The organism is uncultured Parvibaculum sp., assembly GCF_963975745.1.
Lineage (GTDB): Bacteria > Pseudomonadota > Alphaproteobacteria > Parvibaculales > Parvibaculaceae > Parvibaculum.
In genome coordinates this window covers 75,584-88,014 of the sequence record NZ_CAXBIB010000006.1, presented here as the reverse complement: position 1 = coordinate 88,014, position 12,431 = coordinate 75,584, and the positions used below count along the sequence as shown (strand labels likewise).

At 64.2% G+C, this 12,431-nt stretch carries 14 protein-coding genes; 3 read left to right on the top strand and 11 right to left on the bottom strand.

The genetic code is table 11. The features are described 5' to 3' along the window. Window positions 1–23: 23 nt before the first annotated feature. The 8 genes from AAC071_RS06665 to AAC071_RS06630 all read right to left on the bottom strand — a co-directional run bounded on the left by AAC071_RS06665 (window position 24) and on the right by AAC071_RS06630 (window position 6,469). A complete protein-coding gene (locus AAC071_RS06665) occupies window positions 24–1,127 on the bottom strand; it encodes a glutathione S-transferase family protein (protein WP_339831105.1) in 1,104 nt (367 codons plus the stop codon). Between the two features lie 158 nt (window positions 1,128–1,285). Beyond that, a complete protein-coding gene (locus AAC071_RS06660) occupies window positions 1,286–2,068 on the bottom strand; it encodes a hypothetical protein (protein ID WP_339831104.1) in 783 nt (260 codons plus the stop codon). Continuing rightward, entirely contained in the window at window positions 2,055–2,429 is a 375-nt protein-coding gene (locus AAC071_RS06655) for a hypothetical protein (RefSeq protein ID WP_339831103.1), read from the bottom strand. Before AAC071_RS06655 ends, AAC071_RS06660 begins: the two co-directional genes overlap by 14 nt. Before the next feature lie 82 nt (window positions 2,430–2,511). Then, a complete protein-coding gene (locus tag AAC071_RS06650) occupies window positions 2,512–3,762 on the bottom strand; it encodes a methyltransferase domain-containing protein (RefSeq protein ID WP_339831102.1) in 1,251 nt (416 codons plus the stop codon). Window positions 3,763–3,983: 221 nt separating this feature from the next. After that, on the bottom strand, window positions 3,984–4,838 hold the full coding sequence (locus AAC071_RS06645; protein ID WP_339831100.1) for a MaoC/PaaZ C-terminal domain-containing protein: 855 nt from the start codon (window positions 4,836–4,838) through the stop codon (window positions 3,984–3,986). Window positions 4,839–4,923: 85 nt separating this feature from the next. Continuing rightward, window positions 4,924–5,358: a PaaI family thioesterase gene (locus AAC071_RS06640; RefSeq protein WP_339831099.1), complete on the bottom strand. Its 435-nt coding sequence runs from the start codon at window positions 5,356–5,358 to the stop codon at window positions 4,924–4,926. Next, entirely contained in the window at window positions 5,355–5,756 is a 402-nt protein-coding gene (locus AAC071_RS06635) for a PaaI family thioesterase (RefSeq protein WP_339831097.1), read from the bottom strand. The genes AAC071_RS06640 and AAC071_RS06635 overlap by 4 nt, the downstream gene beginning before the upstream one ends. Window positions 5,757–5,977: 221 nt before the next feature. After that, on the bottom strand, window positions 5,978–6,469 hold the full coding sequence (locus AAC071_RS06630; RefSeq protein WP_339831096.1) for a hypothetical protein: 492 nt from the start codon (window positions 6,467–6,469) through the stop codon (window positions 5,978–5,980). Between the two features lie 332 nt (window positions 6,470–6,801). Here AAC071_RS06630 and AAC071_RS06625 point away from each other — a divergent pair, with 332 nt between their 5' ends. The 3 genes from AAC071_RS06625 to AAC071_RS06615 all read left to right on the top strand — a co-directional run bounded on the left by AAC071_RS06625 (window position 6,802) and on the right by AAC071_RS06615 (window position 8,855). Further along, complete coding sequence (locus tag AAC071_RS06625) at window positions 6,802–8,022, top strand: acetyl-CoA C-acyltransferase (protein WP_339831095.1); 1,221 nt, start codon at window positions 6,802–6,804, stop codon at window positions 8,020–8,022. Window positions 8,023–8,090: 68 nt separating this feature from the next. Then, window positions 8,091–8,543, top strand: coding sequence for a MaoC/PaaZ C-terminal domain-containing protein (locus AAC071_RS06620; RefSeq protein WP_339831094.1), 453 nt, complete (start codon window positions 8,091–8,093; stop codon window positions 8,541–8,543). After that, window positions 8,544–8,855: a DUF1475 family protein gene (locus tag AAC071_RS06615; protein WP_339831093.1), complete on the top strand. Its 312-nt coding sequence runs from the start codon at window positions 8,544–8,546 to the stop codon at window positions 8,853–8,855. 21 nt (window positions 8,856–8,876) lie between these two features. On the opposite strand, the gene AAC071_RS06610 is transcribed toward AAC071_RS06615, so the two are convergent. Genes AAC071_RS06610 through AAC071_RS06600 form a run of 3 tightly spaced genes read right to left on the bottom strand, consistent with a single transcriptional unit; the run spans window position 8,877 to window position 12,245 of the window. After that, a complete protein-coding gene (locus AAC071_RS06610) occupies window positions 8,877–10,079 on the bottom strand; it encodes an acyl-CoA dehydrogenase family protein (protein WP_339831092.1) in 1,203 nt (400 codons plus the stop codon). A gap of 32 nt (window positions 10,080–10,111) precedes the next feature. Continuing rightward, complete coding sequence (locus AAC071_RS06605; RefSeq protein WP_339831091.1) at window positions 10,112–11,029, bottom strand: oxygenase MpaB family protein; 918 nt, start codon at window positions 11,027–11,029, stop codon at window positions 10,112–10,114. Window positions 11,030–11,033: 4 nt separating this feature from the next. Next, window positions 11,034–12,245 (bottom strand): acyl-CoA dehydrogenase family protein, encoded by a 1,212-nt coding sequence (locus AAC071_RS06600; RefSeq protein WP_339831089.1) that lies wholly within the window; start codon window positions 12,243–12,245, stop codon window positions 11,034–11,036. Between the last annotated feature and the right edge of the window lie 186 nt (window positions 12,246–12,431).

Here is a 12,431-nt window from a genome sequence, read left to right as displayed (position 1 = left end):
ACGCGAGAAGAAACCGCCTTCGCTCATTCGAGTACCAATTGAAAATTGCGCCGGGCAAGGCGCGGGAACGCCGGGAAGTCGGCAAGCCGCTCCCCGTCCGCCTCTTTTAGCACAAGTGCCGCCTTTTCGCGTGTCTCGCCCTCGAGGGAGCGCAGGAAATCCAGCGCCCGCTGCAGCATCCAGAGATCGAAGGTGAAAATGGCCCGCTTGCCGGTCACGCCCTCCAGCGTGAAATCATGCATGCCGAGCGCGCGGGGCAGCGGTTTTCCGGCGTCGGCCGGATCCCGCGTCGCCAGATGCGTGTTGAAGGCACCGGCAGTCGCCAGCAGCACCGGCAGCCATTCGCGCATGATGCGCGCGAGCACCGGCTTCAGCGTCGCCGGGATTTCGTCATTGGCGAGGAACGCGCCGCCCTTGGGTTGCGGCGGCTTCGACATCCGCTCGACCCAGCGTGCAACATGGGGCGCAATGCGCTTCATCAATTCGCCCGACGCCGGATCGCGATATTGATGCGCGTAAAGCGGTCCGTAGAGGCCGAAATCGCCGATCGAGGGCTTGCTGCCGAAAAGAAAGTCATGCGCGGCGAAATGCGCATCGAGCTCGGCCAGCAGGCCCTCATAGGATTTCTCGATCGCAGGTCCCGTTTCCGGCGTCGCGCCCAGCGCCGGCAACGCCCCGGCAAAGGGTTTCGCGGTCTGTTCGCCGATTTCGCGTTGGCCGGCCTCGTCGAGGTCGGGCCGCGACAGCTTGCCGAATTCGCCGATCACCCAGTCGCGATTCTTGGTCCAGCGATAATGCATGGCCGGGATCTTCAGCCATTCGTCGGCCCAGGCCTCGATGATGAGCGCGACAAGCCTTTGCCGCGGGCCTTGCGGATAGACCGGTGCGTCGGGAAAGCGCGCCTCGAAATGGTCGATGATGTCGGATGAATCCTGCCAGGTCTCGTCCTCCGGCGTTACCACCACCGGGATCACCGGCCAGCCGACCCGCGGCATGATGATGTCCCGGTAGACCTCGCGCGTCGCCAGCACTTCCGAAAAGGGAATGCGCTTGTAGCGCAGATAGGCACGCACCTTGCCGGTGAAATAGCTGACCTCGGCGCCATAGAGTTCATAACCTTGCGTCATAAAATATTCCTCTGTTCCCCGCGCTTCCGGACGAAGGTGTTCTTGGGGGCTGTCCTCCGAAGCACCCCTTGATGCGCGGGAGGAAAGGGTGAGGGGAAGCGGCATCCACCGACGCTTCTAGATATCGGCACATATCATGTCAATTTATCTCGGCGGCCTCACTGTCCGAGAACTTCTGCGGCCTCCGTGCCCGACAGCACTTCGAGATGCAGCGCCTGCCGGCACTGGTCGAGACAGGCGATGATCCGCTTCGGTTCGCCATTGGCGGCGTAGAAGAAGATGTTGTAGCGCGCCGCTTCCGACGCGCCGGGCAGCGCGATGTTGCTCTGCGCATCGAGTTGCCAGACGCTGTCATGCGGCGGCGGCTTGGCGCCATTGGGTGTTGCGGCGCGGATCAGCGCGGTCGCGCGCGCCCGCCGCTCGCCATCCGTCTCGACGCCGGCAAATTCGCTGAAACGAATATCATAGCGCGGATCGAACCCCGCGCCGCCGGGCGGTATCGCGCCGGGCGGCAACGCCAGGATTGAAACCGTGTCGGCTGAACCATGCGGCACCCAGGCCTTGCCCTTCACCGGCACCAGCGCCTGGCCCTGTGGGGCGCAGACCCGGACCAGCCAGCCGTTGAAAGGCGGCGGCACCTCGGCAGTCGCCCCTTCCGGAGCCTTGGCGCAGAGAAAGTCGGAAGTATCCCCGGGTTGCTCGGCGGCCGTCTTTGCCGCTGTCGGCGCCGCGGCCGGTCGCGGTGGCGGCGGCAGCGGCGTCACGGCGGCATCCGCCCGCGCCGTGACGATCGCCGGCACCGGCATCAGATCCGGACCGAGATCGGGCAGCGGATCGCCGGGCTCCCAGACCGGTGTAGTCTGGGCATGCGCGGCAGCGGGCAGGGATGCACAGAACATGGCCGCCAGCAGCAGGGTCGTGATCCCCCTAGCGGCAGCCATCGGCACCGCAGACCTTGTTGAGCGGATTGATGTCGCCTGTTCGGGCGTCGTCCTCGCGCTTGAAGCTCGCGGCATCGCCCGCCTTGCGGTCAAAGGCGGTCCAGGGCTGCGCGCTCGGCGCCGCCGTGCCGAACGTCACCGTGCTGCCGTCATCGAGTGTGTAGATGCTGGCATTGCCGTCGCCCGCCGGCGGTCCGCCGAAGCCGCCGCCATCGAGCCGCTGATATTCTTCTTCCGCTGCGCCCGGCCGCTCGACCGGCATGTCCTCCGCGCAGAGCGCCAGCACGCCGCCGCATTCGGCCCGCGCCGCATCGGCACCGCCCAGCATCGTGAGCGCAACAAGAGCCGCCAGTCGCCGCATTCGTTCCCCCGCTCTGTCCCGGCATTCGACACGCCACAATAAGTCGGATGACGCGTCTGCGAAAGATGCAGCAGAGCAGATGTCAGAGTCTTCTGGTCACGCCGACGAGACTTTCCACAGGTTTTCGCTTCTCGGTGCGCAGAATCGCCGTTTCGATCAGCGTGACTTCGAAACCATGCGCCGCTGCCATCTCGCGCAGATAGGTGTCGCTGTGCCGGAAGCGCCGCGCGGGGCCGATCGCATAGCCGCTTTCGGCGGCATCGGATTTCTCGGTCGAGAAGACGAAACGGCCGCCCGGCGTCAGGACGCGGGCCAGCGCCGCGAAAAGCGGTCCGAGATCGCCGAGATAGATCAGCGTGTCGCAGGCGATCGCCAGCGTGAAGGCGCCATCATCCTCGCCGGCCAGAAAGCGCAGGAGGTCGCCGGTCGCCACGCGGTCGTAATAGCCGCTGGCCTCGGCCGCCGCCGTCATGCGCGGGCTGAGATCGACGCCGGCAAGTTTACGGCAGAAGGGACGGAAGGCGGCACCCGAAAGGCCGGTGCCGCAGCCCAGATCGACGGCCTCGGCGCTGCCATCGGCCGCAAGTCCGGCCGCCTCGGCCGCCCGGCGCAGGATGTCGGGCCCGCAATAGGCCAGTGCGCCGGTCATATGCGTGTCGTAGCGCGGCGCATAGCCGTCGAACAGCGCCCGCACATAGGCGGCACTCGCCCGTTTCGGCGGACCGGACGCATCGATCTCGGCCAGGCGGATCGCCGCGCCGCGCCGGTCGGCCGGATCGTTCGCCTGCGCGGCCCGGAAATGCCGCGCAGCCCGCGTCGCCTCGTCCATCGCGGCCCAGCATTCGCCGAGACGGAAATGCGCCTCGGCGCGGGCCGCCGCATCGGCCATGCTCTCGCCGGTCGCCAGTCGCAGCACGCGTTCGAAATCGCCGATCGCGCGCGGAATGTCGTCGGACGTCAGTCGCGCCAGTCCCAGCGCCAGCAGCACCTCGCTCGACCGTCCGTCGAGCCAGCTCGCCTCGGTCAGCAGGGAAAGCGCTTCCTGGTGCCGGCCGCAAAGACCGAGTGCGCGGGCCATCGCGGTCAGCGCGCCGGTCCCGGCGCTGCCCTCGGCGACCAGCGGTTCGATCAGCGCCGCGGCGCGTTCGGGCGCGCCCATGTCGATCAGGCAGCGTGCCAGTGCCGCCGCAAGCCCTGGTGGTCGCCGGCCACCGATCCATGTCGCGGCCACAGCCTCGGCATGGTCGAGCGCGGCCTGTTGCGCGCCGGCGGCCATCAGCGCTTCCATCTGTTCCAGCAGATCGTCCGTTGACGGATCGTCTTGCGCCGGCATGGGCGCCGCCCCGGCCGGTTGCGCGGCCGCGAACGGGTTATCCCCGTCGGGCGGGGTGTCGAAAAGCGGGGACATCTTTTTTGCGCGGTGCTCACGAAAACGCCGGGCGGAGTTATCCCCGCCCGGCGACCGGATTTATGCGCCCGGCGCGTGACCTCCGCAAGGGGTCGAACCGGTTTTGTGACAGTTTTGTGACAGTTGCGTGACAGAGGGGGGGGTCTTCAGTCCTTCACGCTGCATTTGCCGTTGTTGATGACGACCGCGTCCCGCGCCTTGACGCGCGCCCGGAACGATATGATTCCCTTGTCTTTCCAGAGGTCGACCGTGATCGTGTCGCCGGGAAATACAGGTGCCGAAAAGCGCACGTCGAAACCGGTGATCCGCGTCGGATCGTAGTCCAGCGCCTGCGAAATGATCGCGCGGCAACATGTGCCGTAGGTGCACAGTCCGTGCAGGATCGGTTTGGGGAATCCGACGGCTTTCGCGAATTCGGGATCGGAGTGCAGCGGGTTGCGGTCGCCCGACAGGCGATAGAGAAGGGCCTGTCCCGGAAGGGTTTCTGCGTCGATGCTCATGTCGGGTTCGCGCTCGGGCAGCTTGTGCGGCTCGGGCGCGCCTTCGCGCGGTCCGCCGAAGCCGCCATCGCCGCGCGCGAAGATCGTCGACGTCAGTGTACAGAGCTTGTCGCCACCCTTCTTCTCGTTGATGTTGGTCTCGGTGACGATAATGGCACCCTTGCCCTCGCCCTTGTCCCAGGCGCCGACGACGCGGCTGTCGGTCACGATCTGGGCCGCGACCGGCAAGGGCTTGTAGAGCTTCAGCTTCTGTTCGCCATGCACGACCATCGCATAGTTGATGCCGCTGTTGCCGATGGCGCCGGCACCCCAGGCGATGACGGTTGCAAGTGTCGGCACCGTCTTGAGATTCTTCTCATAGACGAAAGCCAGTTCCTTCTCGTCCATCGGGTCGCGCCCGAAACCGATACCCAGCGCATAGAGCATCGTCTCGCGGTCGCCATAACTGAATTCCTGCCCCTCGGCCTTGAGGCCCATCAGCACGTCGTAATTGATCGCCATATCGCGCGTCTCCCTGGCTTTTCTTGGTTCGGTTGGCCCTAGCAAAAACCCTTGCGGGCACATTGTCCAGCCGCAAAGCCGGCCTTTACCGCGCGCCGAGAACCTTCCAGAGGCTGGTGGCCGTCATCACGTCTTCGCCGCGCACGGAGAAGCGGCCGGACGCGAAAATGATGGCGCGCGTGACGCGGTCGACCTGGGTCCGGCATTCGATGACGTCGCCTGTACGCGCTTCGGCCAGAAAGCTGGCCTGCATGCTCAATGTCACACAGTCGCCGCCTGCGGCGTGGTTGGCGGCACCGCCGATAAAGGCGTCGGCAAATGTCATCAGCATGCCTTCATGCACGGCGCCTGTTTCATCGACATGACGCGGATCGGCAATGAAGGCGAAAATGCGCGTGCCGTCGGCTTCCGTGCGCTCGAACAACGGTCCCACATGGGCTTCGAAGGGATCGCGCAGCGCCGAGGGCATGTAGCCCGGCGGCGGTGCAACGAACACCGGAGAGGGAAGCCCCGCACTCACTGCGCTGCCGGCTCCCCGATCGCATAGACGCCGGTTGCCGTCATCAGGATACGGCTGCCGACGCGGAGTTCACCCGAAATGAAAAGCACGGTCCGCGTCGCACGCGTCACCTCGGCACGACCTTCGACCGTTTCTCCCTTTTCACCGGCGCTGACGAAATCGCAATTGAGCGACAGCGGCTTGACCTGGGCGTCAGGCGTTCTGGTCCGCGCGGTCTCCTTTGCGATCTCACCGAGGACGATCGAGGCCAGCGCCATCATCATGCCACCATGCAGGCGGTCGGCGCCGTTGAGATGGTGCGCGCCGATCTCGAAGAGAAAGGGCCCGCCGCTTTCGGCGCGCAGCACCGGACCGGCATAGGCGCCGAATCCGCTTGTGTCGACTGTGGAAGGGCTCATGAAAACGACCGGGAGGTTTGGAGTGCCAATGGCGCTCTATCTAGACGCTCCGGGCACCTGAAACAAGAACGGCAGCATCCGTTGGGACGCCGCCGAATGCCATACGAGGAGGAGATGAAGGGCCCGGCGTCGCCCCGGTGGGGGTCGGGTGAGGGGAGGGCGACGCCGGGCCTTTCGAGGACGCGACCGCTTGCGAGGAACAAGCTGCCGCGGAGGAACTGTCAGACGTCGGAGGCCAGCCCCGGCGAAACCGCGATCCAGCGTTCGGGCACGCCGCTTTCGACAAGCGCGGCAGTGACGGCGGCGGCGCGCCGCTCGGCGGCGATCTGGGTGGTGTAGTCGGCGCTCGTGGCAGCCGATGACGGCATCACGGTGATGTTCGTCAGACCTCGATAGGTGATCTCTTCGGCAAGCGCGCGCAGCACCTTCTGGGCCTCGCGGCCGGGTGCAGTCTGATCGTCGGCAAAATAGACAGGGAAGGTGACGCGCTGGGCGTCATTGACGCCATAGCCTGTCGATCGCGCGGTGGCGGGATCGATGGCACTGATCAGGATCATGCGGGTCTCGATTCCGGCCGCCGCGTCGAACGCGATCTCCTGTGCGGCGGGACGGGGCATCGGCAACGGATCGGCGGCGACCGCGGTCTTTGCGGCCAGTGCCGCGCCAATGGCGGTCGTGAAACCGAGGGCAGTCACGATCAGCATTCGTTTCATTGTATCTGTCCCCTTACGCTTGGGCGCGCGCCGGGCGGCCCCTTCGATGGAAACAGCATGACGGTCGAATGTGACCCGATGCAGGTGATGAAGGGGCGGTTACGGGGAAATTTCAAGGCGAGAATGAGGCGCTGCGGGAAACGGGTACCTGTTCAAAATCCGACAGCAAAGCCTCACAAACGCTACGGAATCGGCCCGAGATTCCGCTTTGACGGGTTCGGCAAGGCGTTTAATGTGCGCCTCAACGCGCCGGGACCGCCCGCATGGGTGGCCAAAATCCGCATGGATCGGGAAACCCGGCTCAGAAACACCAACCCCTCGGGAGACCGTCCATGTCCAGAGAAGCAGTCATCGTGTCCACCGCCCGCACCGGCCTTGCCAAGGCCGGCCGCGGTGGCTTCAACAACACCCATGGCGCCGCCATGGCCGGCCACACGATCAAGCACGCCATCGAGCGCGCCAAGATCGACCCGGCACAGGTCGAAGATGTCATTATGGGCTGTGGCGCCCCGGAAGGGGCGACCGGCATGAATGTCGGCCGTCTCGCCGCGATCTGGGCCGGCTGCCCGGTGACGACCTCGGGCACCACGGTCAACCGTTTCTGCTCTTCCGGCCTTCAGACGATCGCCATGGCCGCCGGCCGCATTGTGAACGAAGGCGTGCCCTGCGCCATCGGTGCCGGCGTCGAATCGATCTCGCTCGTGCAGATGGGCGGTCAGAACTACAACCGCCTGACCGAAGAAAAGCTGATGCAGGAAAAGCCGGAACTCTGGATGGCGATGATCGAGACCGCCGAAATCGTCGCCGAGCGCTACGGCGTTTCCCGCGAGTATCAGGACGAGTATTCGCTGCGCAGCCAGCAGCGCATCGCGGCCGCGCAGAAGAACGGCATCTTCAAGGACGAAATCGTTCCGATGAAGACCAAGATGAAGGTGGTCAACAAGGAGACCGGCGAGGAATCACTGGTCGACTACACGGTCGAGAAGGACGAATGCAACCGTCCGGAAACGACACTTGAATCGCTTCAGGGTCTCAAGCCCGTCTTCAAGAACGGCCAGAAGGTCAAGGAAGGCAAATACGTGACCGCCGGCAACGCTTCGCAGCTCTCGGATGGCGCCGCCGCCGTCGTGCTGATGGAGCGCAAGGAAGCCGAAAAGAACGGCTCGGACATTCTCGGCGTCTTCCGCGGCTTTGCCGTCGCCGGCTGCGAGCCCGACGAAATGGGCATCGGCCCGGTCTTCGCGATCCCGCGCCTCCTCGACCGTCACGGGCTCAAGATCGACGACATCGACCTTTGGGAACTGAACGAGGCTTTCGCGAGCCAGTGCCTCTACAGCCGCGATCGTCTCGGCATCGATCCCGAAAAGTACAACGTCAATGGCGGCTCGATTGCCATCGGCCACCCCTTCGGCATGACCGGTGCGCGCTGCACCGGCCATATTCTGCTCGAAGGCCGTCGTCGCAAGCAGGCTGGCCAGAACGTCAAATACGGCGTCGTCACCATGTGCATCGGTGGCGGCATGGGTGCGGCAGGCTTGTTCGAGTTCGCCTGATCCGTCAAACCGTCTTATGCTCAAGGCCCGCGCAACTTGCGCGGGCCTTTTGCTTTCCGGGAGCGGCCATGCGTTATTTCGACGATTTTACCTTGGGCGAGCGGCACGACATACCGGCGACCTACGAAATGACGAAGGACGAGATCGTCTCCTTCGCCACGAAGTGGGACCCGCAGCCCTTCCATGTCGACGAGGGCGCCGCCGCGAAATCCGTCTATGGAGCACTCACCGCTTGCGGCACGCATATTCAGGCCGTGGTTCTCTGGCTTGCCTCGCGCCTGCCGGAGGAAACCGCCGTCATCGGTGCGCTGGGCTATGACGAGGTGCGCTTTCACAAGCCCGCAAGACTTGGCGACACGCTTCGCCTCGTCATCGAATGCATCGAGACGAAGCCGTCATCCTCGAAGCCTGATCGTGGCGTGGTCAGGAACCGGCACATCCTGATGAATCAGAGTGACGAAACGATCTTCACCCAGACGACAACGCTGCTGATCGCCCGCGCCCTGAAGGAAGATGCCTAGATGATCGTCCTTCGTATCCTGTCGGCCGTGCTCGGCCTTGTCTTTGCCGGTGCCATCATCTGGGGATTTGTGGCAGGCGGCTCCGTGGTGCCGGTCCTGGCAATGATGCTGGCGGAACCTTGGGGCGTGGTAACGCTGGCCGATCTCTATCTCGGATTCGTGCTGGTGGCAGGGCTTGTCGTCCTGCTTGAACCGGAGCGAAGAGCGGGTGTGTTGTGGGGCATCGCCATCGTCCTGCTTGGCAATGTCATCACTGCCGCCTGGATCGTGATTCGATTGCCGCACGTCCTGGCCAGGCTCAGATCCACCTAGGCGCAGCGGTCTCGAACGCCGCTAGAGCCCCAGCACCAGCTTCGCCATGATGTTGCGCTGAACCTCGTTCGAACCGCCATAGATCGAGGCGGCGCGGTTGTTGAGATAGGTTGGCATGAAGACCATCCCGTCCGCCGGGCCCACAGGCTCGACATTGGAACCGGGCGCACGTGCCGCCATCTGCTCGACGCCGGCATAATAGGCGATGGTTTCAATGGCGATTTCGTCGAGCCGCTGGCGCATCTCGGTGCCGCGCGCCTTGAGCATCGAAGAAGCGGGGCCGGGGTTCTTGCCGCCCGCCAGCTCCGCCATCACGCGATGTTCGGTCATCTCCATCGCCTTCACCTCGATTTCCGCTTCGGCGATCTTGCGTGAAAAGGCAGGATCGTCGGCAAGGCGCTTGCCGTCGCCGGCCCGCTCGCTGGCAGTGATTTCGCGGATTTTTTCGAGCCCGACGGCGAGTGACGCCGCAAAGGCGCCGCCGCGCTCGAACTCCAGCAGATATTTGGCGACGGTCCAGCCCTGATTCTCCGCGCCGACGATGTTCTTCTTCGGCACGCGCACATCGTCGAAGAAGACCTGGTTCACTTCATGCTCGCCGGCGAGCGTGATGATCGGCTCGACCTTTATGCCTGGCGTGTCCATGTCAAGCAGCAGAAAGGTGATGCCTTCCTGCGGCTTGCCGCTGCCGTCGGTACGCACGAGGCAGAACATGCGGTTGGCGAAATGCGCATGCGTGGTCCAGATCTTGGTGCCGTTGAGCACGTAGTCGTCGCCGTCGCTCACCGCCTTCAATTGCAGCGAGGCGAGGTCGGAGCCCGAGCCCGGCTCCGAATAGCCCTGACACCAGTAGTCCTCGCCTGAAAGAATGCGCGGCAGGTAGAATTCCTTCTGCGCGGGCGTACCGAACTTCATCAGCATCGGACCGCACATTCGCAAGCCCATGGGAGACAGGTTCGGCGTGCCGGCGCGCGTGCATTCCGAGGCCCAGATATATTTCTGCATCTCGCTCCAGCCGGTGCCGCCATACTCGACTGGCCAGCTCGGCGCCACCCAGCCCTTCTTGTAGAGCACCTTCTGCCAGGCGAGGTTCCAGTCCCTGTCGGTGAAGACCGATGTCGTCAACCGTCCCGCTTCCGCAAGTCCCGGCGTCAGATTTTCGTCGAGAAAGGCGCGCACTTCGTCGCGGAAGGCGGCATCGGCCGGCGTGAGATCGAGATTCATTTTGCGTCGTCAATCATTGTCGGGAAGGGGTGTCACAACAGGCAGTCTGTCGACACACCCATCCGTCGGCAAGCCTGTTGCGGCGGCCCATCGGCAAAACGCTGGGCGAAGCGCGCGGTCCTTGCCAGCGTTCGCAAGGCCGGACGCAGCGTCATCCTTGTGATTGGCGAGATGTCGACACCTGTCTGCTTCTGTAGCCAGTCGGGAAGGAGATCGATGGCGGCGGCGGCGAAAAGCCGCTGTACAGGCTTGCCGGCGGCGCCAATCGGTGTCGCATTGCGCACCAGCGCCAGAAACTCGTGGATCGTCTCGTTGGCATAGAGCCGCGGTCCCATCTCGCGCATGTAGGCCTCGACCTCCGCAACCGAAGTGGGCACCCATTGTGCACCGAAGCTCTTGCCGACGACTTCACCCTCGGCATAGTAGCGGTCCTGATCGGCGCGACTGAGGCCGGGGTCGACATGGCGGATGAAGGCATTGAGAAAACCCCAGGCCGCCGTCACATGCACCCAGGTCAGCAATTCGGGATCCATTGCTTCGTAAGGCTTGCCCTCATGCGTGAGACCGCTGACGCGCTGATGCATGCGGGTCACCCGGTCGAAGGTCAGTTGCGCGGCCTTTGTCGGGCCATAGGTCACCGCCATCGCCGCGAGACCGGTATTCTCCATGCGCCGGATCGGATCAACCTTGAAGGTCGAATGGTCCCAGACACCGGCGCGGATGGCGGGCTCGGCAAGTTCGAGGATCACGGCCGCAATCCCGCCGACGCCCAGGGCAACAGGGTTGGCACTCACCCGCCACGAGACGGAGCCGGGTCCCGAAAGTCCCGCATCGCCCGCGGGGTTCAGAAAATCGATGCCCCGCCTTGCCTTGCCGGAACGGGCGGCGGCAACGTCGCTGTTGCGCTTCGGCGCCGCCGCCCGATTTTTGCTTTCAACCGGCGCATTCATTGATTCACAGTCCGAGCACTGCCTTTGCCATGATGTTGCGCTGGACCTCGTTCGAGCCGCCGAAAATCGTCTGCGCCCGTGTATTGAGATATTTGGGCATCACCATCAGCGTGTGGTCGGGGCCGACCGGCGGTACATTGGCGCCCCAGGTGCGGGCCTCGATCACGTCGGGTTGCACGTAATAGGCAATGGCCTCCACTCCCAGCTCGGTGATTTTCTGGTTGGTGTCGGCGCCGCGCAGTTTGATGATGGAAGCCGCTGCCCCCGGATTCTGCCCGTTGGAAAGCTGCGACATGATGCGGTGCTCGGTGAATTCGACCGCCGTCACTTCGACTTCGGTTTCGTCGAGCTTGCGGCGGAAGGCTGGATCGTCGATCAGCTTCGAGCCGTCGCCCGCATGTTCGGTGTTTGCCACCACACGCAGCTTGTTGAGCGCATTGCGCAGATTGGCGCCATGCGCCGCGCCGCCGCGCTCGAATTCCAGCAGATACTTGGCAACGGTCCAGCCATTGTTTTCCGCGCCTACGCGATTCTTCTTCGGCACACGCACATCATCGAAGAAGACCTGGTTCACTTCATGGTCGCCCGCCAGCGTGATGATCGGGTCGACCTTGATGCCCTTGGCCTGGAAATCGTCGATCAGAATGAAGGAAATGCCTTCCTGCTTCTTCGCAGCATTCGGATCGGTGCGCACGAGGCAGAACATCTTGTTCGACTGATGCGCGCCCGTGGTCCAGAGCTTGGTGCCGTTGATGATGTAGTCGTCGCCGTCTGAATCGGCACGGCATTGCAGGCTTGCGAGGTCCGAGCCCGAGCCCGGTTCCGAATAGCCCTGGCACCACCAGTCCTCGCCGTTCAGGATGCGCGGCAGATAATAGGCTTTCTGTTCGTCCGTGCCGTGACCCATCAGCGTCGGGCCGACCATGGAAAGACCCATATTGGAGCTCACGGGCGCGCCCGCCGCTGCACATTCCGACGACCAGATGAAGCGCTGCATCACGTTCCAGCCCGCGCCGCCATATTGCTTGGGCCAGGCGGGTGCGGCCCAGCCGCGCTTGTTGAGCCGCTTCAGCCATTCGACGCGCAGATCCTGGTCGGCCAGAATGCCGGGCGTCAGTCGCGCATGGGCCTTCAGATCGTCGGTCAGGTTCTCCGCGAGAAAGGCCCTGACCTCGTCGCGAAACGCGACATCTTCGGCCCGCATGGCGAGATCCATCTCATCCTCCCATTTTGTCGGCACCCGCCCGTTTTTCGCAGCGGTCCGGTTGTTATTTGTCTTACACTATAGCCGAGCACGAACCCGTCTTTCCATTTTTCCGGGCAATTGTCTGACGTAGGGGAACCTTGAGCGATATGTCTCGGGCCCGACAGCAGCAAGGGGCCGGGGCCAGGTTGAGTCGTC

Bases quoted from the DNA above. Each gene is read 5' to 3' on its own strand.
- AAC071_RS06610 (WP_339831092.1), bottom strand. From the start codon at position 10,079: ATGAATCTCGATCTCACGCCGGCCGATGCCGCCTTCCGCGACGAAGTG.
- AAC071_RS06645 (WP_339831100.1), bottom strand. From the start codon at position 4,838: ATGGCGATCAATTACGACGTGCTGATGGGCCTCAAGGCCGAGGGGCAG.
- AAC071_RS06625 (WP_339831095.1), top strand. From the start codon at position 6,802: ATGTCCAGAGAAGCAGTCATCGTGTCCACCGCCCGCACCGGCCTTGCC.
- AAC071_RS06655 (WP_339831103.1), bottom strand. From the start codon at position 2,429: ATGCGGCGACTGGCGGCTCTTGTTGCGCTCACGATGCTGGGCGGTGCC.
- AAC071_RS06605 (WP_339831091.1), bottom strand. From the start codon at position 11,029: ATGAATGCGCCGGTTGAAAGCAAAAATCGGGCGGCGGCGCCGAAGCGC.
- AAC071_RS06600 (WP_339831089.1), bottom strand. From the start codon at position 12,245: ATGGATCTCGCCATGCGGGCCGAAGATGTCGCGTTTCGCGACGAGGTC.
- AAC071_RS06660 (WP_339831104.1), bottom strand. From the start codon at position 2,068: ATGGCTGCCGCTAGGGGGATCACGACCCTGCTGCTGGCGGCCATGTTC.
- AAC071_RS06620 (WP_339831094.1), top strand. From the start codon at position 8,091: ATGCGTTATTTCGACGATTTTACCTTGGGCGAGCGGCACGACATACCG.
- AAC071_RS06635 (WP_339831097.1), bottom strand. From the start codon at position 5,756: ATGAGCCCTTCCACAGTCGACACAAGCGGATTCGGCGCCTATGCCGGT.
- AAC071_RS06630 (WP_339831096.1), bottom strand. From the start codon at position 6,469: ATGAAACGAATGCTGATCGTGACTGCCCTCGGTTTCACGACCGCCATT.
- AAC071_RS06650 (WP_339831102.1), bottom strand. From the start codon at position 3,762: ATGCCGGCGCAAGACGATCCGTCAACGGACGATCTGCTGGAACAGATG.
- AAC071_RS06665 (WP_339831105.1), bottom strand. From the start codon at position 1,127: ATGACGCAAGGTTATGAACTCTATGGCGCCGAGGTCAGCTATTTCACC.
- AAC071_RS06615 (WP_339831093.1), top strand. From the start codon at position 8,544: ATGATCGTCCTTCGTATCCTGTCGGCCGTGCTCGGCCTTGTCTTTGCC.